Source organism: Tahibacter sp. (assembly GCF_032229445.1).
GTDB lineage: Bacteria > Pseudomonadota > Gammaproteobacteria > Xanthomonadales > Rhodanobacteraceae > Tahibacter.
Genome location: NZ_JAVTWC010000123.1, coordinates 1 through 22,740 on the forward strand (window position 1 = coordinate 1; position 22,740 = coordinate 22,740).

Annotated in this window: 22 protein-coding genes; 13 read left to right on the top strand and 9 right to left on the bottom strand. The window is 65.9% G+C overall.

Annotated features, from left to right (window positions below; translation table 11 throughout):
• Positions 1-606 precede the first annotated feature (606 nt).
• Complete coding sequence (locus RUU78_RS23110) at positions 607-1,839, top strand: YCF48-related protein (RefSeq protein ID WP_313920124.1); 1,233 nt, start codon at positions 607-609, stop codon at positions 1,837-1,839.
• Between the two features lie 94 nt (positions 1,840-1,933).
• Positions 1,934-4,438, top strand: coding sequence for an MMPL family transporter (locus tag RUU78_RS23115; RefSeq protein WP_313920125.1), 2,505 nt, complete (start codon positions 1,934-1,936; stop codon positions 4,436-4,438).
• A gap of 240 nt (positions 4,439-4,678) precedes the next feature.
• Here RUU78_RS23115 and RUU78_RS23120 read toward each other — a convergent pair whose 3' ends face one another.
• On the bottom strand, positions 4,679-5,086 hold the full coding sequence (locus tag RUU78_RS23120; RefSeq protein WP_313920126.1) for a VOC family protein: 408 nt from the start codon (positions 5,084-5,086) through the stop codon (positions 4,679-4,681).
• Between the two features lie 211 nt (positions 5,087-5,297).
• On the opposite strand from RUU78_RS23120, the gene RUU78_RS23125 reads away from it, so the two are divergent.
• The 7 genes from RUU78_RS23125 to RUU78_RS23155 all read left to right on the top strand — a co-directional run bounded on the left by RUU78_RS23125 (position 5,298) and on the right by RUU78_RS23155 (position 13,170).
• A complete protein-coding gene (locus RUU78_RS23125) occupies positions 5,298-6,350 on the top strand; it encodes a hypothetical protein (protein ID WP_313920127.1) in 1,053 nt (350 codons plus the stop codon).
• A gap of 209 nt (positions 6,351-6,559) precedes the next feature.
• Positions 6,560-9,952 carry a trypsin-like peptidase domain-containing protein gene (locus RUU78_RS23130; RefSeq protein ID WP_313920149.1) on the top strand — a complete coding sequence of 1,131 codons (3,393 nt, stop codon included), beginning with the start codon at positions 6,560-6,562 and terminating at the stop codon, positions 9,950-9,952.
• 3 nt (positions 9,953-9,955) lie between these two features.
• Positions 9,956-11,032 carry a trypsin-like peptidase domain-containing protein gene (locus RUU78_RS23135; protein WP_313920128.1) on the top strand — a complete coding sequence of 359 codons (1,077 nt, stop codon included), beginning with the start codon at positions 9,956-9,958 and terminating at the stop codon, positions 11,030-11,032.
• Between the two features lie 237 nt (positions 11,033-11,269).
• Positions 11,270-11,671, top strand: coding sequence for a VOC family protein (locus RUU78_RS23140; RefSeq protein WP_313920129.1), 402 nt, complete (start codon positions 11,270-11,272; stop codon positions 11,669-11,671).
• A gap of 43 nt (positions 11,672-11,714) precedes the next feature.
• Entirely contained in the window at positions 11,715-12,251 is a 537-nt protein-coding gene (locus tag RUU78_RS23145; RefSeq protein ID WP_313920130.1) for a DUF1697 domain-containing protein, read from the top strand.
• A 39-nt stretch (positions 12,252-12,290) separates the two neighbouring features.
• On the top strand, positions 12,291-12,638 hold the full coding sequence (locus tag RUU78_RS23150; RefSeq protein ID WP_313920131.1) for a GFA family protein: 348 nt from the start codon (positions 12,291-12,293) through the stop codon (positions 12,636-12,638).
• 262 nt (positions 12,639-12,900) lie between these two features.
• On the top strand, positions 12,901-13,170 hold the full coding sequence (locus tag RUU78_RS23155; protein ID WP_313920132.1) for a DUF2845 domain-containing protein: 270 nt from the start codon (positions 12,901-12,903) through the stop codon (positions 13,168-13,170).
• Positions 13,171-13,173: 3 nt separating this feature from the next.
• On the opposite strand, the gene RUU78_RS23160 is transcribed toward RUU78_RS23155, so the two are convergent.
• The 4 genes from RUU78_RS23160 to RUU78_RS23175 all read right to left on the bottom strand — a co-directional run bounded on the left by RUU78_RS23160 (position 13,174) and on the right by RUU78_RS23175 (position 16,501).
• Positions 13,174-14,031: a hypothetical protein gene (locus RUU78_RS23160; protein ID WP_313920133.1), complete on the bottom strand. Its 858-nt coding sequence runs from the start codon at positions 14,029-14,031 to the stop codon at positions 13,174-13,176.
• Positions 14,028-14,525, bottom strand: coding sequence for an Mpo1-like protein (locus tag RUU78_RS23165; protein WP_313920134.1), 498 nt, complete (start codon positions 14,523-14,525; stop codon positions 14,028-14,030). Before RUU78_RS23165 ends, RUU78_RS23160 begins: the two co-directional genes overlap by 4 nt.
• Positions 14,526-14,621: 96 nt before the next feature.
• Positions 14,622-15,389 (bottom strand): MBL fold metallo-hydrolase, encoded by a 768-nt coding sequence (locus RUU78_RS23170; protein WP_313920135.1) that lies wholly within the window; start codon positions 15,387-15,389, stop codon positions 14,622-14,624.
• Between the two features lie 215 nt (positions 15,390-15,604).
• The gene (locus RUU78_RS23175; protein WP_313920136.1) at positions 15,605-16,501 is read right to left on the bottom strand and encodes a phosphoribosylaminoimidazolesuccinocarboxamide synthase; all 897 of its coding nucleotides are present in this window, start codon (positions 16,499-16,501) and stop codon (positions 15,605-15,607) included.
• A gap of 79 nt (positions 16,502-16,580) precedes the next feature.
• Here RUU78_RS23175 and RUU78_RS23180 point away from each other — a divergent pair, with 79 nt between their 5' ends.
• Genes RUU78_RS23180 through rpe form a run of 3 tightly spaced genes read left to right on the top strand, consistent with a single transcriptional unit; the run spans position 16,581 to position 18,412 of the window.
• Positions 16,581-16,889, top strand: a complete 309-nt coding sequence (locus RUU78_RS23180; protein WP_313920137.1) for a c-type cytochrome — start codon at positions 16,581-16,583, stop codon at positions 16,887-16,889.
• Positions 16,889-17,680 (top strand): co-chaperone DjlA, encoded by a 792-nt coding sequence (gene djlA, locus RUU78_RS23185; RefSeq protein WP_313920138.1) that lies wholly within the window; start codon positions 16,889-16,891, stop codon positions 17,678-17,680. The genes RUU78_RS23180 and djlA overlap by 1 nt, the downstream gene beginning before the upstream one ends.
• Positions 17,681-17,734: 54 nt before the next feature.
• Positions 17,735-18,412 carry a ribulose-phosphate 3-epimerase gene (rpe, locus tag RUU78_RS23190; RefSeq protein WP_313920139.1) on the top strand — a complete coding sequence of 226 codons (678 nt, stop codon included), beginning with the start codon at positions 17,735-17,737 and terminating at the stop codon, positions 18,410-18,412.
• Positions 18,413-18,453: 41 nt separating this feature from the next.
• On the opposite strand, the gene RUU78_RS23195 is transcribed toward rpe, so the two are convergent.
• The 4 genes from RUU78_RS23195 to RUU78_RS23210 form a co-directional block, all read right to left on the bottom strand.
• Positions 18,454-19,032 carry a class GN sortase gene (locus tag RUU78_RS23195; protein WP_313920140.1) on the bottom strand — a complete coding sequence of 193 codons (579 nt, stop codon included), beginning with the start codon at positions 19,030-19,032 and terminating at the stop codon, positions 18,454-18,456.
• Between the two features lie 15 nt (positions 19,033-19,047).
• Positions 19,048-21,072 (bottom strand): marine proteobacterial sortase target protein, encoded by a 2,025-nt coding sequence (locus tag RUU78_RS23200; protein ID WP_313920141.1) that lies wholly within the window; start codon positions 21,070-21,072, stop codon positions 19,048-19,050.
• Between the two features lie 378 nt (positions 21,073-21,450).
• Positions 21,451-21,639, bottom strand: coding sequence for a hypothetical protein (locus tag RUU78_RS23205; RefSeq protein WP_313920142.1), 189 nt, complete (start codon positions 21,637-21,639; stop codon positions 21,451-21,453).
• Positions 21,640-21,678: 39 nt separating this feature from the next.
• Positions 21,679-21,828 carry a hypothetical protein gene (locus RUU78_RS23210; protein WP_313920143.1) on the bottom strand — a complete coding sequence of 50 codons (150 nt, stop codon included), beginning with the start codon at positions 21,826-21,828 and terminating at the stop codon, positions 21,679-21,681.
• Between the two features lie 145 nt (positions 21,829-21,973).
• On the opposite strand from RUU78_RS23210, the gene pdsR reads away from it, so the two are divergent.
• Positions 21,974-22,663, top strand: coding sequence for a proteobacterial dedicated sortase system response regulator (pdsR, locus tag RUU78_RS23215; protein WP_313920144.1), 690 nt, complete (start codon positions 21,974-21,976; stop codon positions 22,661-22,663).
• Positions 22,664-22,740 lie beyond the last annotated feature (77 nt).

The window sequence follows — 22,740 nt, forward strand, 5'->3', positions numbered from 1 at the left end:
AGCCCCCCAAATCACCCCCGACTCCTAGTTTCGTTATCACCCCCCCCGCCCCCCGCCCGGCCCGTTGGGCGTTCAGAGTGATCAGAACCTGCGGTTCTAAGCGATCGCTCTTTACCCCCTTGACTCAAGGGGGCTCCAAAATCGGAGCGGGTTTTCAGCTTACCGGGAAGTGGCCGGACATCGCGGTTCCTGCATCAGCCGCTGCCGTTTTCGGGGCGGCTGATCGCGTTTTGGATCTGCGCGTTGCAAAGGCTGCGTGCAGGGCCGTTGCGCAGCGGAGCAGCCGTGTCGCGCATGCTGCAATGCAAATGCGCGAAGGAATATTTCCCGCGCGACAACCGCGATGCCGCACAAGCCTGGAAAAGTTTTGCGAAAGCGGCGCAGCCGCCACGGGAAGTCCGCACGCGACCATTCCGCGACGGCCCGCGATTGCGCTAAGGTGAGGCCGCTGCGGGGAGCGTGCGAAAAGCGCCAGACACAAGTGCCGCGAACTACTGCCTTGTGTGTTGCCCGGGAAACAACGAATCGAACCGGCGCAGGTACCGCCTGCGTCAGCCGGACAGGGACCGGGGCGGTCCTTGCCTACAGACTGCGAGGGGCTGGCTGATGGGACGTTTGCACCAACACGAATCGAAGACCGCGCTGTCGCTCTGGCGCCGCGCCCTGGTGTCGTCGCTGTTCGTCAGCGGCCTGGCCCTGGCGCAGGAGTCAAGCGCACCGCCGCCGCCCGCCGAAGCCGCTTCCGCTGGCAGCGCCGCCGCTCCTGCGGCCGAACCCGCAGCGGCCACGGCAAGCGCGCCGGCGGCAGCGCCACCGGCCAAGGCTGCACCGGCCGTGGCCTGGCCCGAGCCCGTCAACAGTGCCGCGGAAATGATGCCGCTGGTCACCCAGTCGCTGCTGCTGGACCTCGTCGAATCCGGCAATCGCGCGATCGCGATCGGTGAGCGCGGCGCGATCATCCTGTCCGACGACCGCAGCAACTGGCGCCAGGTCGCCGATGTGCCGACGCGCGCGACGCTGACGGCGCTCAGTGCGGTCGGCAGCAAGGTCTGGGCCGTCGGCGGCGACGGCGTGATCCTCGCGAGCGACGATGCCGGCGAACACTGGAAGGTGCAGCGCCGCGATCCGTGGCTGCCGCCAACCGATGCAGGCGGCAGCAGTGCACGCCACGGCGCGCCGCTGCTCGACGTGCTGTTCCTCGACGAGAACCGCGGCATTGCCGTCGGTGCCTACAGCCTGTTCCTCGAAACCAGCGACGGCGGCGCGACCTGGAACGAACGCCAGATCCTCGCCGACGCCGCGCCCGTGGCGACTGCCGCGGCACCGGGCGAGAAATGGACATTCTCGCGCGAGGAACTGAAGATCGAAGACGAAAGCGAGCCGCACTTCAATGCGATCGCGCGGACCAGCGACGGCTCGCTGCTGATCGCCGGCGAACGCGGCAGCCTGCTGCGTTCGCGCGACAACGGCGCCAACTGGCAGCGCATGAAACTGCCCTATGACGGTTCCATGTTCGGCGCGATCGGTTTCGAAGGACAGCGCGCCATCGTGTTCGGCCTGCGTGGCCATGCGTTCGAAACCGACAACCTCGGCGATACCTGGCGGGAACTGCCGACCGCGACCGAACTGAGCCTGCTCGGCGGCGTGCGGCTGACTGGCGGCGGCGTGGCGCTGGTCGGCGCGAACGGGCTCGTGCTCGTGCGCCGCAGCGCGACCGAACCGCTGCGCGCCGGCGCGATCGATCCGGCCGGTGCGCTGGCCGCGGTGCTGCCGATCGAAGGCGGCAGCGCGTTCCTCGTCGCTGGCGAGAACGGCGTCGCGCGCTACCAGCCGCGCTGAATCGGCGGGATCGGGAAAGTCACACAAGTAAAGCATTCCAGAAATTCCAGCCGCCGCCGATGCCGCAGCGGCCAGCAGAGCACGAGGGGACGACATGGCGGGTTCGATCAAGGCGGTAGACAATCCCAGCGCATTCCACCGCTTCGCCGAGCGGGCCGTGTTCGGCAACCGCACCGTCGTGCTGGTGCTGTTCGCGCTGATCACGATCGCGATGGGCTGGTTCGGCGCGCAGCTGCGCGTCGATGCCGGTTTCAAGAAGCAGATCCCGCTCAAGCACGAATACATGAAGACCTTTCTCGACTACGAGAAGGAGTTCGGTGGCGCCAACCGCATCCTCATCGCGGTCATGGCCAAGAACGGCGACATGTTCAGCCAGCCGTTCATGCAGACGATGGAGAAGATCACGCAGGACGTGAAGACCATCGAGAATGTCGATGAGGCGCGCATCCGCTCGATCTTCACGCCGAACGTGCGCTTCGTCGAAGTGGTCGAGGACGGTTTCGCCGGCGGCAACGTCATCCCGCAGGAATTCACTCCCAGCGTCGAAGGCTTCGAGGCGACCAGCGAACAGTTCGCCACGATCAAGGCCAACATCGAAAAGGCCAACATCGTCGGCCGTCTCGTCGCCAAGGATTTCTCCGGTGCGATGGTCTGGGCCGAACTCGTGCCCGAAGGCGGCGAAGGGCAGGTCAAGCTCGACTACCAGAAAGTCGCCAGCCAGCTCGAAGGTATCCGGGCCAAATACGAGAACGATGCCACCAGCGTGCACATCATCGGCTTCGCCAAGATGGTCGGCGACATCAGCGACGGCGCGCGCTCGGTCATCATCTTCTTCTTCCTGACCATCGCCTTCACCTGGATCCTGCTGTTCCTGTATTCCTCGTCGGTGAAGCTCGCGACGCTGACGGTGTTCTGCGCGCTGATCGCCGTGCTGTGGATGCTCGGTGCGTTGAAGCTGCTGGGCTTCGGCATCGATCCGATGAACATGCTGACGCCGTTCCTGATCTTTGCGATCGCGGTCAGTCACGGCGAGCAGATGATCAACCGCTTCCGCGGCGAGATCTTCTTCGGCGGTCTCGAAGAAGGCACGGTCGAGGAACTCAGCCAGCGCCGCGGCGTCGACGCGCATACCGCGGCGCGCCTCGCGTTCCGCATGTTGCTGGTGCCTGGCTCGGTCGCGCTGATCGCCGGCTGCATCGGCTTTGCGACCATCCTCATCATCCCGATCCAGATCATCTACGAGCTGGCGATCACCGCCACGGTGGGCGTCGCGATCACGATCCTGACCGACCTGGTCCTGCTGCCCGTGCTGCTGTCCTATTGCCAATTGCGCAATCTGGAAAAAAAGCGCCAGTACCGCCTGCGTCAGCTGACCCAGTTCGACAAGATCTGGTCGTTCCTGGCGAAATTCAGCCGCCCCGTACCGGCCGCGATCATCATCGTGATCGGTGTCACCGTCTGGTTCTTCGCCAAGCAGTACGGCCATCAGGTGATGATCGGCGACGCGGAGAAGGGCGTGGCCGAGCTGCGGCCCGAAGCGCGCTACAACCAGGACGCCGTGCTGATCAGCGAGAAGTTCGCGCTCGGCGTCGACATGCTCAATGTCATCGCCGAAGCACAGCCCTCGGCCTGCACGACCAGCTATCCGGTCATGGAAACCATGGACCGCTTCGCCTGGCACATGCGCAACATCGAAGGCGTGGAACAGGTCATGACCCTGCCCATGGCCGCGAAGATCGTGAATGCCGGCTGGAACGAAGGCAACCTGCGCTGGCGCGCGCTGCCGCGCGATCCGGACACGCTGCGCATGGCCACGCAGGGCTTCGAAACCGACTCGGGCCTGCTCAACGCCGACTGCAGCGCGATGCCGATCATGCTGTTCCTCGGCGACCACCGCGCCACGACGATCGACCGCGTCGTCGCCGCCGTGAAGGACTTCCGCGAGAAGAACGGCGCCTGGTCCGGCGGCAACGTCAACCTCAACGCGCAGCTGACCCAACAGGCCGCCGACGCCGCCGAGAAAGGCGAGACCTTCCACAGCGACCAGATCAACCTGCGCCTGGCCACCGGCAACGTCGGCGTGCTCGCCGCGATCAACGACAAGGTGCGCGAAGTCGACGCGATCATGCTGTACCTGCTCTACGGCGCCGTCTTCGTCATGTGCCTGCTGAGTTTCCGCAATCCGCTCGCCGCGCTGTGCATCGTGCTGCCGCTGGTGCTCGTGACCGAACTCGGCCACGCGCTCATGGTCAAGCTCGGCATCGGCCTCAAGGTCAACACCTTGACCGTCGTGGCCCTCGGCGTGGGCATCGGCGTCGACTACGCGATCTACATCTTCGCGCGCATGCGCGAATCCATGCAGGCCGGCGCGCCACTGACCGAAGCCTACTTCGCCGCGCTCAAGACCACCGGCATCGCGATCTTCTACACCGCGCTCACGCTGGCCGTCGGTGTGGCAATGTGGATCTTCTCGGAACTGAAGTTCCAGGCCGACATGGGCCTGATGCTGACCTTCATGTTCGTGGTCAACATGTTCGCCGCGCTGATCTTCCTGCCGGCGCTATGCCGCTGGCTGCTGCGGCCTTTCGAGAAGGCCTGAGGGATTTCTGCAAAGGTAGATCAGGCGAGCTCTAGCCCTCCCCTTCAAGGGGGGAAAGGCAGCCGTCCAGAACCGCAAGGTTCTGGCTGCCTTGAACGCCCAACGGGCTGGAGGGTTGGGTGGGGGTGGTGTAGCCGCGCCCCTCGGGCCATCGCGTTCTGAAAAACTGCCGCGGCTCCCGTGACATGAATTCACGCAGCTTCGGCGTCCTATGCAATGTAAAACGCCGAGCAACAGGATCTAACGCGGATCTTCGGCCGCCGCATATCCCACGTCGCTGAACTCGATCAGGCAGAACCCATGCCCGAACGGATCGGCGAGCCGCGCGATGCGGCCCCAGGCTGCGCTGTCGACATCACCTTCGAGCACAGCCCCCGCGGCCAGCGCACGCGCCAGCGCCGCATCCAGATCGTCCACCGCCACGTCGAAATGCACCGGCGTCCAGTGCCGCGCGTAGTTGCGCGGCTGCGCCGCCGCGGCGATCGATCCGGCGGGTTTCTCAAGCAGGAAAATTGGCAGGCCGGCGCCGGCGAGCTCGACCACCGTGCCGTCGAACAGCGATCGTCTGACCTGCAGGCTGAGAGCTTCGGCATAGAAGCGGCAGGCCCGTTCCAAGTCCGGCACATCGATGTTGATCATCGGCTGCATGTGGCGTGCTCATGGCGAATTCGTCACGGCCGACGATAGTGCCGTTGACGTCAGCGGCGTGTCGCGGCGACTTGGCCAAAACGCAACTAGTTCACGGTAGTGCGAGTCCGAGCCCTGCGTTATTCTCGCTGCGACAGGACGTCCCGGCATCGCATCGCTACGGGAGTCCGCGGAGATATTTGAGTCGTCCATGGAGTTCGGGGGACCTGTCTTGGCGCATCCGTTCTTCGATTCTGCGAGCTATCCCTGGCATCGCCGTGAAGCGCGTGAGCTGCACGAAGAACTGAGCCGCCTGTTCCGGGACTACGACGAGATCGATCTGCTGCTGCGATCCTGCAGCCAGCAGCTGTACGAACTCGTCGACGGCAAGCCGACCATCATGTGGAAGAACGCGCTCGACATGACGGCGATGGCCGGGCTGTTGCCATCGCTGTTTGCGCTGCTGCGGAACAAGCAGCTGCCCCGGGTCGACGCCGCCATTCTCATCGTCGAGCAGGCCGTCGGTGACGATGCGCCGCCGGAGCACTTCATCCGCTGCGAACAGATCTTCGTCAATCGTGCGCCGCTGCATGCTGCGCTGCGTCAGCTCGGCCAAGCCACTTCGCCGGTACAGGTGCTGCTCGTGCGCGGCGGCGAGAAAAGCGGTAAGAGCTGGACGCGTCACGTGGTGCAGGCGCATGCGCAGGCGCTGGGCCACGGCTGTACTTACCTGGGTTCGGGTTCCATCGGTACGGCGGATGACGCCTTGCGCCTGATCTTCCGGGACGTCGGTGAGCCGCCGGCTCGGCAGACGACGGAGAATGCGTCGTTTGCCGCGGCGTGCCGCGCGCTGGCCGAACACTACGAGCAACGGCGTACGCAGCGTTGGATCGTCGTAGACGATCTCGGCGTGCGCGACGGCGTCTCTCTGCTCGATCCGCAGGTGCGCGAACTGTGCGAACAGATCGTGCTGCAGATGCAGGATCCAAAAGTCGCTCGCTGGATCCGTCTGGTGCTGATCGATTACCCCGAAGGACCTTTACCAACTCGCTGGCGCAAATGCTGGATGGAGGAACAGGTCGTCGAATCCGAGATCGACGACCAGGCCATCGCCGAATTCCTGCTGCGCTGGGCGCGCTACAACCGCAAGACCCTGCCGGACCTGCAAGCCGGTATTCTCGCGGCGCGGGTCGTGATCAGGGCCGAGGCGAACGCCGCGAACGATGGCTGCGCGCGCCTGGGTCATATCCACGATGGCCTGAGCCAGCTGCTGGCAAAACTCTGAGGCCGGTCATGTCCACTCCCCAAGACACGCCGGGCACGCCGTCGCTGCCGCAGGAAAATACGTTTCTTGCGCCGGCACAGGCTTATGCGCAAGGACTTTCCGATGCGTTGCTCTGCGTTGTGCGCATCAGGGTGCATGCGCGCAAGAGCCAGGGACAGTTAGGTACCGGCTGGTTGCTGACGCCCGATCTCGTGATTTGCCCGGGCTTCATGCTCAAGACCGACACTCATTCCACCGAACCGGCCGAACTGCAGGCTCTGGTATTCACAGCTTTCGACGGCGTTGACGTCGCGTGGGAGCAGGTCGTCGAAGGGGAAAGCGAGATCGAGCTGCTCGATCTGGACGAAGCGCCCAAGACACTGCTGCACAGGCGGGAGATCGCGCTGGTCAAGCTGAATCGAGCTGTTTCCATCCCGCAACTGCAATTGCGCGGCAGGGCGCCCGGGGAACGTGAACCTGTGTCCATGCTCGCCTTCATCGGCGGAAATTCACCGATGCTGCTGAGTCAGGGGCAACTGCTAGCGCCTGGCGATCACGCGTTTCGCTACGACGCGTATTCGCGGCGCGGTTCCAGCGGTGCGCCGATCTTCGACGCGCAATGGCAGGTGCTCGGCATGCACATGGGTTCGTTGCGGCCGCAATCGTCGGAAGGTTTCGGTCTGGGCCTCGATACGCTGCTCGCGCTGTTCCAGCGTTCGCGGCACTGGCCGGATATCGCGCGCTACTACCGGCTGGCAGACCTCCTGGCGGGCAGCAAGGCGATAGCGTGCAGCGGTGAAGTGGCGGCGACGTCGTCGTCATCGGTCGAGGCTGCGCTGCTGCGCGCCGCCGTCAGCGCAGTTTTCGATCCGGCGTCGCTCGCATCCGAAGATCGCGACGCCCTGCGCCATCTCGTCGTCGACAGCGCTGCGGATTCGTGGACATTGCAGCCTGGCGTACGCCGCAACGTACTCGACGGCAGTGTTTCACTAGCCGCGCTGCGCGATCACGCCGCCGCTGCCGACGACAGCGCCGCCCAGCGCATGATCGCGCGCATTCTCGCCGGGCCGCCGTATGCGCTCGCGAATGTTCCCGACGACGAGCTCCCGTGGTGGATACAGGGCGTGCACTGGTTCGCCGACGTTGCGCCCGACCTGCCGGCACCGGTTCAGGTAGAACGCGCGCTGCAGCGTCGCCGTCTGCGCAGCCGGCTCGATGCGATTGCCGGCGACGATTTCCTCGGCCGCGATGCGGAGTTGCAGGTGTTGCGCGAGTGGTTCGCCGCGCCGCGGCAGCAGCCGGTCTATGTCTGGGGCATAGGCGGCGTAGGCAAGTCGGCCCTGGTCGCGCGCTTCGCGCAGGAGCTGCCGGCATCAAGCGTTCTGCTCTGGCTCGATTTCGATCGCGCCGATATTGCCGCCGACGATGCGCCTTCGGTCATCGCGGCACTCTACGCCCAGGCGCGTCTGCAGCTCGACGGGCTCGATGCGCCGGTCGGTGAAATCGACGGCGCACGCTGGGAACAGGCGGCTGAAGCGCTCGCTCTTGCACTCGCGCAGGCCGGCGGCAGTGCCCCGATGCTGCTCGTGCTCGACAGCTTCGAAGTCGCGCAGCATGTTGAGCGCTATCAGGAACTCTGGCCGCTGCTGGAGCGGCTAGCCCGGCATCTGCCGGCGCTGCGCATCGTGGTATCGGGACGGGCGCCGGTGCCGACGTTGAGTCTCAGCGGCGAGGCCGCGCGAGAGATTCCGCTGCGCGGCTTGAGCACCGCGGACGCGACGACTTGGCTCGCACGGCACGGCGTGGTTGCGCAGCCGGTCGTCGATGAAGTCTTGCGTCTGTCGCGCGGGCTGCCGCTGATCCTCCACCTCGCGGTGCAGCTCGTCGACAGCGGCGGCGATGTCGACGACGTGCCGCGGGATCTGCCCGAGCGCATCGTCGCCGGATTTCTCTACGGCCGGATTCTCGGACGTATCCAGGATGCGGCGATCAAGCCGCTGGCCAAGGCATCGCTGGTGTTGCGCCGCCTGAGCGCCGATCTGCTCGAACCAATCTTTCGCGACCTCGTCGATCTGCCGGCACGCTTGCCGTCCGAGTGGATACGCGCGTTTGCGCGGGAAGTGTCCCTCGTCGACGGCGAAGGCGTGCTGCGATTGCGCGGTGAAATACGCGCGCCGGCCCTTGAGTTGCTGGAACGCAGCGAGCGCGATCTCGTGCACACAATCGATACGCGCGCCGAGCGCTGGTATACGGCGTTGGACCCGCGTGAACCCGAACTCGCGGCGGAGCTCGTCTACCACCGGTTGCGCCTTGGTGACGTCGCCGGTGCGCAGTTGGCTTGGCGCGACGGCTGTGGTGCATTTCTGCACTATGCGACTGAGAGTCTGCCCGCCGTGGCGTGCGAGTGGCTGAGCGCACGGCTCGGCGTTGTCAGCATCTCCGACACCGATCTCGCGGTGTGGGAGCTGGATGCGGCGGAACGCATACGAGCGGCGCGAAGCCGCGGGCTGGATAGAGCAGTAGGGGGAATTCTGGCGGAGCGTAAGGAACGCACGCCAGGCAGTCCGCTGTTGTTTCATGATGCGTTTGAACTTCGCGAGAAAGATGATGCGCACGGTGCGTTGGAGCTGCTGACTAGCTCGCCAGGACAAGCGGCGGAATCTGTGCGTCGCGATAGGTCAATGCTGAGAGCATTGCTGCTAACCGACCTCGGACACTCGCGCCGCTCCGATAGCGTGCTAAACAGATGGTGCACGTCGGAAAGCTGGCCTGGGCCTCGGTTTGGCGATCTGGCATTGGCTGCAGTTCGCGCAGCGCGCATTCGTCGAAATGCCGACTTTGAAGCGGAGCGCGAACTTGCACGGGAGCTAATGGCCACAGTCAACGCGCGGCGGCGGCACCCTGGATGGACAGACTGGTTGTCGTGGCTCGACGTGAGCTTGCCGGAACTGGACCGAGCACTAGAAAAAGTCGCGCGTTCACCTTCGGTGACGCAACTCTTGGTACTAGCTGCAGACAACTTTCAACGCGCAACATTCTTGAAAACGCTTGATGTCTGCCGGCAAAAAAACTTGGTTGGGGAGCTTGCGGATATAGGAAGATTGCGAGCCCGCGTGCTTGATGGATATGAGTTGGAGTCATCCGATTGGCCAGCTGCGGTACCGCAGTCAATGGCTCGAATGCTCGAATGCGCATGGCGACGTTGGTCCATCATTGCCGACCGAACGTTCCTATGGTCATTCCTGCATTTTGACACTACTGAGCCGAAGCGCCGTCTGTCTAAGTCCGTGCTCGGTGCGCAGGCATTGGTGGCGCGAACGACGAGCTTGCGCATTGTGTTCGCGGATGGGCCTCGTCAGGTAAGTTCATTTAGGGTATTGCGCCAAAGTATCGAAACCCTTTTTGGGGGAGACAAGGGACCGGAAAAGATTTTGGTCGGCGGCCTCAAGTGGCTCTCGATGTACGAGGATGACATATCTGTCTACGGTGCAACTGACAGCGCAGCTTCCCGCGTTGCCGCTGATGAAGTGCGCGGCAGATTGCTCAAATTCTTTTTCGATGCAGAAGACCCGCTAGTCCCCCTCGTCGACAGCCTCGCCGGCCGCATCCGCCCGGAACGCTAGCCCATGCCCATCCTCGACGCCGCCCATTTCCCCTTCCACGATCCCACCGCACGCGAACTCCACCTCGTGCTCGCACAGCTATACCCCTCCGCAAAAGCCGCCTTGTTCGCCGCCGCAAAGATCGGCATCCCGCCCTACGAGCTCAACGCCGACCAGCCGCCGTTTTTCCTCTGGAAGGACATCCTCGACTACGCCGCACCGCGTGGTTTCACGCGCGCGCTCGTCGAACTCGCGGCCACGGAATTTCCCCGTAGTCCTCGCCGCGCGTTCATCGGTGACCTACTCGCGGGCGAAACACCGGCGCTGTCGGCGGAGCCCCGCGCCGAAGACGGTGCGCCGCGTTTCCGCACAGGTGAGGACAGCGTCAGCGAACCCGAGTCACTGCTGTTCCACGACGACCTGAGTATTTCGACCGGCGATGTGCCCGGGCTCATTGCGGCATTGACGCGCCTGCAGCCGCTGCTGGCCGCTGTCTGCCGGCTCGACCTGGCTTGTCGGAAGGGATTCGACAAGGCGACCAGCTATGGGACCGCGTTTCGCATCGGCGACGATCTGCTGCTCACGAACTGGCATGTATTCCATCCAGAGGCTTGCGACGTCTACGCGGTCACGGCGGTGTTCGGCTACGAACTCGATGCGAACGGCGATGAGCTGCCGGCCCAGCGCTACCCGTGTCGTCTCGACAGCATCGTCGACGAGCAGGCCAGCGACTGGGGCGTGATCCGCACGCAGGAAAATCTGCCGGACACCGTTCCGATCCTGTCGCTGGACGCGCTCGGCGTGGCGTCGGTGCAAGGCAGCGCCTACGTGATCCAGCACCCCGACGGCCAGCGCAAGCGCCTCGCCTATGCGCGCAATCAGATCACCTACTGCGACGAAGCGGTCGTGCAGTACCTCAGTGATACCCAGGTCGGCTCGTCGGGCTCGCCGGTGTTCGATGCCGACGGTCGGCTCATCGCTCTGCACCATGCCGGCGGACGGCCGCAGGAAGTCGCCGGACAGCCGCCGCTGAAAAAGAACGAAGGCATCGCGATCCGGCGGGTGCGTGAAGGTCTTGCCGCGCGCGGTGTCTTGCTTTAGCCCGCATTTCTCACACCCGTTCGTAGCGAGGCCGTCGATCCGCCGTCCGCAGTAGAAGGGGTGCGAGAAATACGGGTTAAAGGAGCCGTCTGTCGTCCGTAACAACCATGTCATCGCTGACGCACAGGCAATCGCGGACATGGCGCCACCAAGCCCTGGGGGCCGACGCCCATTTCATGTCATCCTGCCCGCCGGAGTGTGCTTGCGTCCTATCAGACCGATTGATGCGGGGTTTGCATGGAAATCCAGCTCGAAGGCCTCTGCCCGCTGATCCAGGTGTTCGACATGCGCGCGTCGCTGGGTTTTTACCGCGACGTGCTGGGTTTCCAGGTCACGCAGCGGGCGCCGGACACGGAGGACTGCGAGTGGTGCCTGCTGTGCCGCAACGGCATGGAGATCATGCTCAATGCGCAGTACGAGCGCGACGAGAGGCCCGGCCGGCGCGATGCGGCACGCGCCACGGCGCACGGCGATACGGCGTTCTACGTCGGCTGTCGCGATCTCGACGCGGCCTATCTGCGTCTTTGCGCGCAGGGTGTTCCGGTAGACGCACCGGTGGTCACGCACTACGGCATGAAACAGCTGATGCTGCGCGACCCGGACGGATACGGCTTCTGCCTGCAGTGGCGCGCGGCATGAGTCCGCTGGGTTTTCCAGGCCTTCATAGCTTCGTCGGCAGCGCATGAAGTTCGCCGCGTTCTTCCGCAACGTCAATCTCGGCCGCGCGAATTGTCCGAGCAAGTCGCAGCTTGAACAGGCGTTCCTCGATGCCGGCGCCACCGACGCGGCGTCGTTTCTCGTCAACGGCACGCTCGTGTTTTCCGCGCCGGCCGCACGCGGCGATCGCGTATTGCGCAGCGCCGTGGCCCAGCTCGAACAGGTCTGCGGCCTCAAGGAACCGGCCTTCCTGCGGCGCGTGGATGACCTCGCAACGCTCGTTGCGATCGAGCCGTTTGCCGCGATCGACCGCGCCGCCGTCTACGAATGCTGCGTGACCTTCCTCGCGCCGCGCGCGGCCGCGTTGCCGGCTCTTCCCATGTCCTCGCGTCGCGGCGATGTCGAACTGCTCGCGCGCACGCAGGGCGAGGTATTCAGCGTCTCGCGCAAGCTCGGCAATACGCCGGGCAGTCCGAATGCATTGCTCGAAAAGATCACCGCCGCATCGGCAACGACGCGAGCCTGGAATACCCTAGCGCGGCTCGTCGCCCGGCATGCCTGAGTACTGACGATCGGTCCGCCACAACCACGGAGAACATTGATGACCTACGAAGGAAGTTGCCATTGCGGCGCCGTAAAATTCACGGTCGAGGGCGAGATCGACGGCGCCATGGCCTGCAACTGTTCCATGTGCCAGCGCAAGGGTTCGCTGCTCTGGTTCGTGCCGCGCGACGCGTTGACGGTGCAGGCGGGCGAAGCGGATCTCGCCACCTATACCTTCAACCGGCATGCGATCCAGCATCGCTTCTGCCCGACCTGCGGCATCCATCCGTTCGGCGAAGGCACTGATCCCAAAGGCAACCGCATGGCGGCGATCAATATTCGCTGCCTGGAAAATGTGGACCTCGAAGCGGTGCCCGTGCAACACGTCGACGGCCGTTCGTTCTGAGCAACCGCGTGGCGCGATACGACTGCGCCTGCGCTTGGCCCGCAACGTTGCGCCAGGCGCGGAGTCCAGAAAACTGTCCGTCGCCACAGGGGCGGACGTGCCAAGCCGGAACAGACTCGGCCAGGCGCTGACGGTTCGCCGTGTACACGCGGAAAACGGCGTCGCGCAGCCAGCGCGCCTTCAGCCGGCGTTGCTAAGCTGCCGGCGTTTGTCCGCATCGCGCCGCGGGTCGTTCACCCGTTTCCACACCTGGAGAATTCCCGTGCGTTTCCTGATCCTCGCGGCCGGCCTCCTTGCCGCCAGCCTTGCCAATGCCGCCGACACTTACCGTAGCGGTACCCGCGTCATCACCGTCGGCGACAGCGCCGTCAAACTCACCCAGATCGTCGGCACGCCGACGCTCAAGGAACCCATCGAAAGCAGGGAAGGCGGACGCGTCGGCGAGCGCTGGCAATACGCCATCGACGGCAAGACCGTCACCTTCGAGATCCGCGGCGGCAAGGTGTTCTCGATCGACGAGCGGCGCGACTGATCCTCAGCGCTCTACCAGTTTCAGCTCCGCAAAACGCGCTGCATACGCGGCACGTTGCGTTTGGTTCAAAACAATTCCGTCGAGTTCCAGCCGCTGCAGCGACGGCAATCGGGCGAGCAGCGGCAGCAGGCGGTCCGGGTCGTAGCGGCGGGTGGCGTGTTCAGGATCGCCGCAGCCAAGAGACAGGTACTCGAGCTGCGGCAGCGCCTGCAACAGTTCGAGATCGTCCAGCGTGATTCCGGTTTCCCAGAGATCCAGCTCGCGTAGGGATTCCAGTTCGACAATGTGGCGCAGACCAACGCGCGTCAGCGGATTGACCGCGAGGAACAGGCTGCGCAGCGGCGTGCCGGTGCGCAGACGCGAGGCCAGGGCATCGTCGATGCCGCAGGATTCGAGGTCCAGGGATTCGAGCCGCGGCATCGCGAGCAGCGCATCGAGCGCCGTTGGCGTGATCTCGGAGTGACCGGTACCGATCGCGCGCAACGTAGGGCTTTGCGCGATCGCCTCGAAATCGTCAGGCCGTAGCGCATACCAGGGCCAATAGAAGCGTTCGAGCGTGCGCGGTATATCGAACCCGCGCAGGATGCCGCCGGCCTGCAACGTGTCCAGTTCAAGCGTGCGCAGGCCGGGAATCCCCAGCAGCACGCTTGCGGCGGCACACGTGACCGGACAACGCAGCCGCAGCCAGTCGATGCCGGGCAGGGACAACAGTTCGCGCGCCTGGCGCAGACCAAACACCGCGCGATCGTCGATCGACAGACTCTGCAGCGGACCGTGCGACGCGAGTGCGCGCAGGCAGCCCGCGGCCAGCGGACCTTCGAGCGCGATCGTTGCTCCGGTGCTGTTGGCCGGCGAATTCAATACGCGATGCCGGCCCTGCGCAGCAGCTTCGCCACGATCCAAGCCGGACCGATCAGCAGGTAGGCGATATCGGTCAGGAACGACGGCCGCTTGCCTTCGATGTGATGGCCGATGAACTGCGCGATCCACGCGACGACGAACACGCCGATCGCGAGATAGAGCAGGGTGGTGGGTCCCAGCTCCCGATACAGCAGTTCGGTGACGCCGCCGAGTACGACGAATACGCCAAACATGGCCAGGCCCAGCGTACGCGACAGGCGCAGGTAGAACGCGAGCGCGAAGAACATGGCGACACCGGCCCAGAGTCCGGCGCGGCCGAGCAGCGACGGCACCGGCACCACCCAGAGTGCGGCGATCACGGTCCAGAGGATGGCCGGCACGCAGATCCAGTGGATCAGCACATTCGTCGCGTTGCGGTGATCCTCGGCGTAGTTGCCGAGCCAGCGGTCGACTTCGCGGCGTGTGTCGGTTTCAGGGTGAACGGCGGCATTCATGGGCGGCGCTCCCGCAGGCTGGCGAGGATGGACGAGCTTACCGCGAAAGGCGCGGCGTACGCGGGGCCAGTCGTTGCGCACCGCAGCACGTGGCGCTCAGCCAAACACGGTGTCGTGCTCGTCGATGAGGTCGATGCCGCAGGCGAGGTTTTCGATCCAGTCGAGGAAGCGGCCTATCGTCACGGGATCGGCCATCGGCAGACCGTGTTGCGGCACGATCATCGCCGGCGCCAGCGCGCGCACGCGGCGCGCCCAGAGCCGGCAGACCTTGTTGGCCGCCATATAGCGGCGATGGAACGCGGCCATCGTCGGCACGTGTGCGTCGAAATCGCGGACGGGCTCGTAGCTCGTGTCGACCATGGATGCACCCATGTCGCCGGAGAACAGGATGCGGCTGACCGGATCGAAAAACTGGAAATTGCCGACGCTGTGCAGAAAGTGCGCTGGCACCGCGCGCAGGTGCGTGCCGCCGAGCGGGATCTCGGCGCCCTGGTCGGGCAGCAACAGGTAGCGGTCCGCGCCGGAGTCTTTCTGGTAGTGCGGCACGCCGTGCGGAATGAAGCGTCCCCAGAGGCGCGAACAGACGATGGTTGCCGAGGTGTACAGCAGCCAGCGGTCGACCGAGCCGATGATGTCCGGATCCTGGTGCGAGGCGAGCACGTAAGTCAGCTCGCGCACCGGCATGTAGCGCGAGACGGCCATGCTCAGCGGCGTATAGAGCAGCGCGCCGCCGGGATCGATCAGCGCCGACTGGCCGCCGTCGAGGATCAGGAACTGGTTGGCCTGCACGCCGTCGTCACCGCGGACGAGATCGTGGAAGGCGATGCAGGCATGACTGCCGTTGCGGAACAACTCGGTGGGCATGGGAGTGGCGGCTCTGAGGCGGGCGCGTGGAGGGCCATCCTAGCCAGCCACCGGCCTCGGGCCTTGACCTCGATCAATCCGGCCGTGTCCGCTGTCGAGCGGCTGCGCCCGACGGCGGTCAGGCCCTGCGACCCGTCACGCCAACCGGGTGGGTCGACGCGCGGCGCAGTCCGCTCGCGAAGCGAAGCCCCTCGCAGGGATCTGCCTTCCCGGAATCAGTCCAGCACGATGCCGGCCAGCCGCTTCAAGGCCTCGGCGTATTTCGCCGCGGTCGCAGCAATGACCGGTGCCGGCACGGACGGGCCGGGCGCGGTCTTGTTCCAGTCCAGCGTCTCGAGATAGTCGCGCACGAACTGCTTGTCGTAGCTCGGCGGGCTGATGCCGACGCGGTACTCGTCGGCCGGCCAGAAGCGCGAGGAGTCCGGCGTCAGCATCTCGTCCATGACGTAGAGCATGCCGTCCTCGTCGGTGCCGAATTCGAACTTGGTGTCGGCAATCAGGATGCCGCGCTCGGCGGCAAAGGCGGCGGCCCAGCGGTAGATGCGCAGCGTCGCGTCGCGCACGCGCTCGGCCATCTCCGCGCCGACCTTGCCGACCAGCGTATCGAAGCTGATGTTTTCGTCGTGGTCGCCGACCGAGGCTTTCGTGGACGGCGTGAAGATCGGCTCGGGCAGCTGCTCGGCCTGGCGCAATCCGGCGGGCAGGGCGATGCCGCAGAGCGCGCCCGTGGCCTGGTAGTCCTTCCAGCCCGAACCGATCAGATAGCCGCGCGCGATGGCTTCGACCGGCACCGGCTTGAGGCGCTTCGTGATGACGCTGCGCCGCGCGTAGGTCGCCAGGTCGGTGCCGGCCGGCAGCACGGTCGCGATGTCCTTGCCGGTCAGATGATTCGGTACGAGGTGGGCGGTCCGCGCAAACCAGAAGTTGGAGATCTGGCACAGCATCTCGCCCTTGCCTGGGATCGGATCGGGCAGCACGACGTCGAAGGCGCTGAGGCGGTCGCTCGCGACGATCAGCAGTTCCTGCGCCGACAGCGCATAGACGTCGCGCACCTTGCCGCGGTGGATCAGCTCCAGGCCGGGCAGGTGGGATTCGCTCAGGGTCGTAGGCACAAGCCGGGCTCCGCGGGAAAACGCGCATTGTAGCGGCGCGCCGGCTAGAATCGCGCCGTTTTCCGCCGCGGTATGCCTCATGTCCCACCTGATCCCAGCCGCTGCGGCGGCGTTAAGCCTGTTTGCTTCACTCGCTGTCGCGCAGACGCCGGAAAAGCCTGCCCGGCTCGGCCTGTGCGCGTCCTGCCACGGTGAAAGCGGCCGCGCGGTCATGAAGGGCATGCCGCATCTTGCCGGACAGGATCTGGATTACCTGAAGACCTCGCTCGCGGCCTATCGCAGCGGCGCGCGCGACGTGGCCGTGATGCGCGCCGCGGTCGGCGCGCTCAGCGTCGCCGAACTCGACGCGCTGGCGGCCTGGTACGCGGCGCAGTCGCCGGCCCCCTGATGAAACATTGGCTGGGCAAGCTCATCGGCGGCCTGCTCGGCCTGCTGCTGCTGCGCCACCCGCTCGGTGTCGTCATGGGGGTGCTCGCCGGCCATCTGTTCGACAACGGCACGTTCACGCCGCGCGCGCGGCCGCGATCGCGCGTCGCACGCAGCTTCATCGATTCGCTGTTCGGCATGATCGGCGCGATGGCCAAGGCCGACGGACGCGTGTCCGAGCGCGAGATCGCCGCGACCGAACACCTGATGCAGCGCATGGGCCTCGACACGGCACAGCGCCACGAGGCCATTCACCGCTTCAATGCCGGCAAGACGCCGGGCTTCGCCGTCGAGCCCGTGATCAACGAACTGCGCGTCTGGAGCCTGGGCCGGCGCGACCACGCCTACGTGATCATCGATGTGCTGCTTGACGTGGTCTTCGCCGACGGCGCGGGCAGCGAGCGCATGCAGCTCATGCGCCGCCTCTGCGTGGCGCTCGGCGTGCACGAGCGCGAGATCGCGATGATTGCCGCCGGAAAGGGCTATGTCTGGAGCGAGGCGGGCCAGTCGCGCGCGCAATCCGCCGCGCCGCCGCCGCGCGCCGGCGGCGGACCCGACCCCTACGCCGTGCTCGGCGTGGAGCGGGGCACCGACGAGCGCAGCCTCAAGCGCGCGTGGCGCAAGCTCATGAGCGAGCATCATCCCGACAAGCTCGGCGACGTGCCTGCCGCGTTGCGCGAGCGCGCCGAACAGCGTGCGCGCGACATCAACACCGCCTACGAACGCATCAAGCAGGAACGCGGATTCCGCTGAACCTGCGCGCGATTGTCCGACCAGCCCTCTTTCCTTCCCGACGAGTCCGCCGCCATGTCCCGCCAGCCCGACATCATCGCCCCGTCCATCCTGTCCGCCGATTTCGCGCGGCTGGGTGAAGAAGTGAACAATGTCATCGCCGCCGGCGCCGACTGGGTGCACTTCGACGTGATGGACAACCACTACGTGCCGAACCTGACCATCGGCCCGCTGATCTGCGAGGCGCTGCGCAAGCACGGCATCACCGCGCCGATCGACGTCCACCTCATGGTCAAGCCGGTGGACCGCATCGTGCCGGACTTCGCCAAGGCCGGTGCAACGTATATTTCGTTCCATCCCGAAGCGTCCGAGCATGTCGACCGCACGATCCAGCTGATCCGCTCGCACGGCTGCAAGCCCGGCCTGGTGTTCAATCCGGCCACGCCGCTCAATTATCTCGACCATGTGCTCGACCAGCTCGATCTCGTGCTGATCATGTCGGTCAACCCGGGCTTCGGCGGCCAGAGCTTCATTCCTTCGGCGCTCGACAAGCTGCGCCGCGTGCGCGAACTCATCGACCGCAGCGGCCGTGACGTACGCCTGGAAATCGACGGCGGCGTGAAGCCCGACAACATCGCCGAGATCGCCGCCGCCGGCGCCGACACCTTCGTCGCCGGTTCGGCGATCTTCGCCAAGCCCGACTACGCCGAGGTCATCCGCTCGATGCGCGAAGCGCTGGCCGGCGCCGGTTGAGCGCGCGCCGTTGCCAGGGCTTTCCCTCGTTTCTCACTCCTCTACCTGATTTCCTGCATCACCGCTTCCGCCTCGACCACATACCGCAGCGGCCCTCCAGCGACCCAGTCGTCGAACGGATAGCAGGTGACGAGCAGCAGGCGATCGCCGCCCGCATGGGTGGCGATGCGCATGCTGCGTGCGTCGACGATCGCATGGCGGGCGACGCGATAGCGCAGGCGAGTACCGGCACGTTCGATCTCGACGATGTCGCCGTTGCCGATATTTTTCAAAAAGGAAAAATGCGTATCGCGATGGCCGCTGATGACGCTGGTGCCTCCGCTGCCGGGCAGGGAGCTCGCCTCGTTCCAGGCCGGGCCGAAGGCGAGGCTGCGGCCGGAGTCGCCGGCCAGCACGATCTGGTCGATGTCCAGCGCGGCCACGCGCAGCCGCGCGAGCGGCCGCGTGTCGGCCCAGGGCCAGGGCTTGGCCGCGGTATCGCCGGCGAGTTGGCGCTGCCACGCGCGTTCCAGCAGTACCTGCGCGAGCGCGGCCTTGGCGTGCAGATAGCCGGCGTTGCCGAGCAGCACCGCGGCCAGCGCGAGCAGCAGCCACGTCATCCGGCGGCGAGTGTTGCGCATGTCGTCGCCGCCTGATCAGGCAGCAAACGCGCGTTGCCGCGGCGCGCGCCACTGCAGTGCCGCGGCAAGCAGCAGCGCGATCAGGCCCAGCGCCAGCCATTGCCGTGCCGAGGTCGCGGTCTGCGCAAAGGCCAGGCTACCGGCAGGATCGGCATTGGCGATGTCGACCGGCTGCAGTGCGGCATCGACCGGGCGCTGCGGTGTCCGGTCGATCGCGACAAGGCTTGTGAAGCGGCTGACCAAGTGGTGCTGCAGCGCCACGCCTATCAGTTCGGCGCGCAGCGCGGTCTCGTCGCCGCCGCGACGCAGTGCGTCGTCCAGCGCCTCGATCTTGCGCTGTGCCCAGAGACGTCCCAGGCCTTTGGACTGTCCGTGCAGGTCCAGGGTCAGCTGCTGCGACCAGGGCGCGCCGGCGAGCTGGCCTTCGATCTGCACACGGCCGCCTTTCGTGGTGGCCGGCAGCTTGGCGATCAGCAGCAGCGGCTCGCCTTCGTACAGGTCGGGCAGGCGCTGCGGATAGACTTCGGCCTGCACCGGCAGGCTCAAGTGCAGATCGCGCAGGGCCGGGCGGTCGAGCTTGGCGAACAGCGTCTGCATTTCCTCGCCGACTTCGCCGAGATTGCGAATCACGGCCGAACTGCCGCGGCCGAGTTCGCCGGCCCTGCGCAGGAACTGCGCATTCGGCGCGCTGCCGATGCCCACCGGAAACAGGCGCGACTGGCCGAGCTGCGTTTCTATAGTCGTATACAAGGCGTCGGCCCGTTCGACCGCGCCATCGGTGACGAACACGACCTGGCGCAGGTAGCCCGCAGGCGCCGCGTCACGCAGTGCCCATTGCATCGCCGGCACCATCTCGGTGCCGCCGGTCGCGCGCAGCTGCGCGACCCACTCGCGCGCGAGCGCCACGTCCCTGGCCGTGGCCTCGACGGCGTGCTCGAACAACGCCGAAGTCACCGAGTTGAACTGGATCACGTTGAAGCGGTCGCGCGGCGTCAGGCGCTGCAAGGCCACATCCAGCGCGGCGCGCGCCTGCACGATGGATTGACCTTCCATCGAGCCCGAGGTGTCGATCACGAGGATCAGTTCGCGCGGCAGCGCCGCGGCCGGCTGCGTCGGCGGCAGCAGCATCAGCAGCGCGTACTGGTCGTCGCCGGCCGGTTCGCGCAGCAGCGCGGCGGTCGGCGTCGCCGACGGTTTCGCGCGCCAGCGCAGCACGAAATCGCGATCCGATGCGACCACGTCGTCGGCGAGGCGTATCGCGTAGCGCTGGCCGTTCTGCTCGATCGCGAGCGCGTGTGTCGAGGACTCGACGCGCTCCAGCGACAAGCCCGGATCGAGCAGCGCGCTGATGACCACGGTCGGTGCGCCGACCGTCGCGCCCGGTGCTGCCGCCACCGCGACCGTCGCGCGCGGTTCCGTCGCGTCGACCGCTGCGGCGATGGCGTCGCCTGCATCGTCGGGCGTGGCCTCAGGCTGCGCGCGCACGAGTCCCGCTGCGTCCTGCAGTGCATAGCGCGGCGTGAACGTCAGCGGAAACACCAGCGAGAACTCGCCGTCGCGAAAAGCGACCTGCTGCCAGTAGGCGATCTCCACATCGACCGTTTCGCCGGACGCGACATTGGTGATCGCCGTGCGGAACAGGTTCGCTCCTTGTGCTTCGACGAGGCTGGCCTTGCGCCCGCTCGCGACGGCCTGGGCATATTCGCTACGCGCGGCTTCCTTTTCGCGGATCTCGCCGACGATCAGGCGTTCGCCGATACGTAGCGTCATCGCGTGCACCGCCGCACCTTCCGGCAGCGGCAGCAGGTACTGGCCTTCCTGCCAGACCGCTCCGCTGTTGCGGAATCGCTGCTTGACGCGTACTTCGGCGATCAGGCCGTGGATCTGCAGGTCGACCGTGGTGTCGAGACTGGCCACGTCGGTGCGGCTGCCGTCGGCATGGGTGATGCTCAGGGCACCGCTGTCGGCCCGTGCCGGTTGCGCGGCAACGACCGCAGCGAGCAGGGCAAGGACAAGAAAGCTGCGTAGGGTAGTGAACATGTGCCGCTCTGCGCGTTGGGGACTACGGCGGCTGCCGTGGCGGCAGGATCGGCGGCGCATAGGCTGGCGTTATTGCGACTGCGTGGCGGAACGCGGAATCGCGATGGCTTTTTTCTGGCTTCGCAGATCGACCGCGAAGCCGCATAGCAATGCGACGCGGTGACGATCGCAAGGAGCGCCATATTGAACGCCGATCGGGCGTTCGCGGCAGTTCGTGGACAGCAGAGGATGGGGGTGACGCGGAGGAGGAATCGCCGGGAGACGGCGCCCGGGATGCGAGTGCAGTGCGGCGGCGTGTACTGGTCACGCTATACATCACGTATCGTTGAATTGTGGAAAAAGCGCGGCGTTGTCGCCGCGCTCGGCACGTCATCCGCTTCAGATCACACGCCACGTCGGATCATCGCGCAATGGCGTGCGCGGCGACTTGCGCGGCGGCTTGTTCGCGGCAGGCAGCGGCGGCGTGACCCAGGCCTCGGCGCCGAGCCAGTCGCCGTGGCCAACGCTATCGGTAGACGCTTCGGTGGCGGTCAGGCGCAGGAATTCTTCGGGCAGGCAGACGTCCATGGAGCAACCTTCGGTGTGGGAATGGGCCGTCCCGCGGACTCACCCAACCTGTATTGCCGCGATGCAGCCGAGGATCAGTGCGCCCAGTGCGAACAGCACGCGCAGCGGTTCGAAGCTGCTCTTGAGTTCGGCGTTGGGTTCGGCGTTGCGGTTCTGCATGGTGTGGTGGTCCCGGGTCGGTGTGGCCATTCAAGCGCCGGACTGGGCCGGTCTGCTGCGTATGCGGGCCATTCCACCAGCGAAATCTGGCAATTCGCGGGCAATCGCTGCGACGGCGTTGCGGCCGGTCGCACGGGGCCGATACAGTGCCGCCCAGCCACCACGAGCACCGACCATGCCCCGCAGCATTGCCATCGTAGAAGACGAACCGCTGATCCGCGCCAACTACGTGGAAGCCCTGACCCGCTTCGGCTACGAGGTGCGCGGCTACGCCTCACGCCCGGAGGCCGAGACGGCATTCGCGCTGCGCCTGCCGGAGCTGGTCATCATCGACATCGGCCTGGGCGACGAGCCCGAAGGCGGCTTCGATCTGTGCCGCGCCCTGCGCACGCGCGCCGCCACGCTGCCGATCCTGTTCCTGACCGCGCGCGATTCGGACCTCGACGTGATCTCCGGCCTGCGCCTGGGCGCCGACGACTACCTGACCAAGGACGTCTCGCTGCACCAGCTCGCCGCGCGCATCAGCGCGCTGCTGCGGCGCATGGACGCGCTGCGCAAGCCGGCCGAAGCCGAGAGCGTGATCGCACACGGCCCGCTCAAGCTCGAGCAGGAACGCATGCGCATCACCTGGAACGGCGAGGAAGTGCCGCTGACCGTGACCGAATTCTGGATGGTGCATACGATGGTGCGCTTCCCCGGCCACGTGAAGAACCGCGACCAGCTCATGCGCGAAGCCCAGGTCGTCGTCGACGACGCGACCATCACCTCGCACATCAAGCGCATCCGCAAGAAATTCCTCGCTATCGACGCCGACTTCGACGCGATCGACACGGTGCATGGCGTCGGCTATCGCTGGCGGCCGTGAGGCAGTGGAGAGGGGAGAGGAGTGAGAAATGAGTGAAGGCAGAGCGAGGCCGCGTTTCACTCGTTTCTCACTCCTTT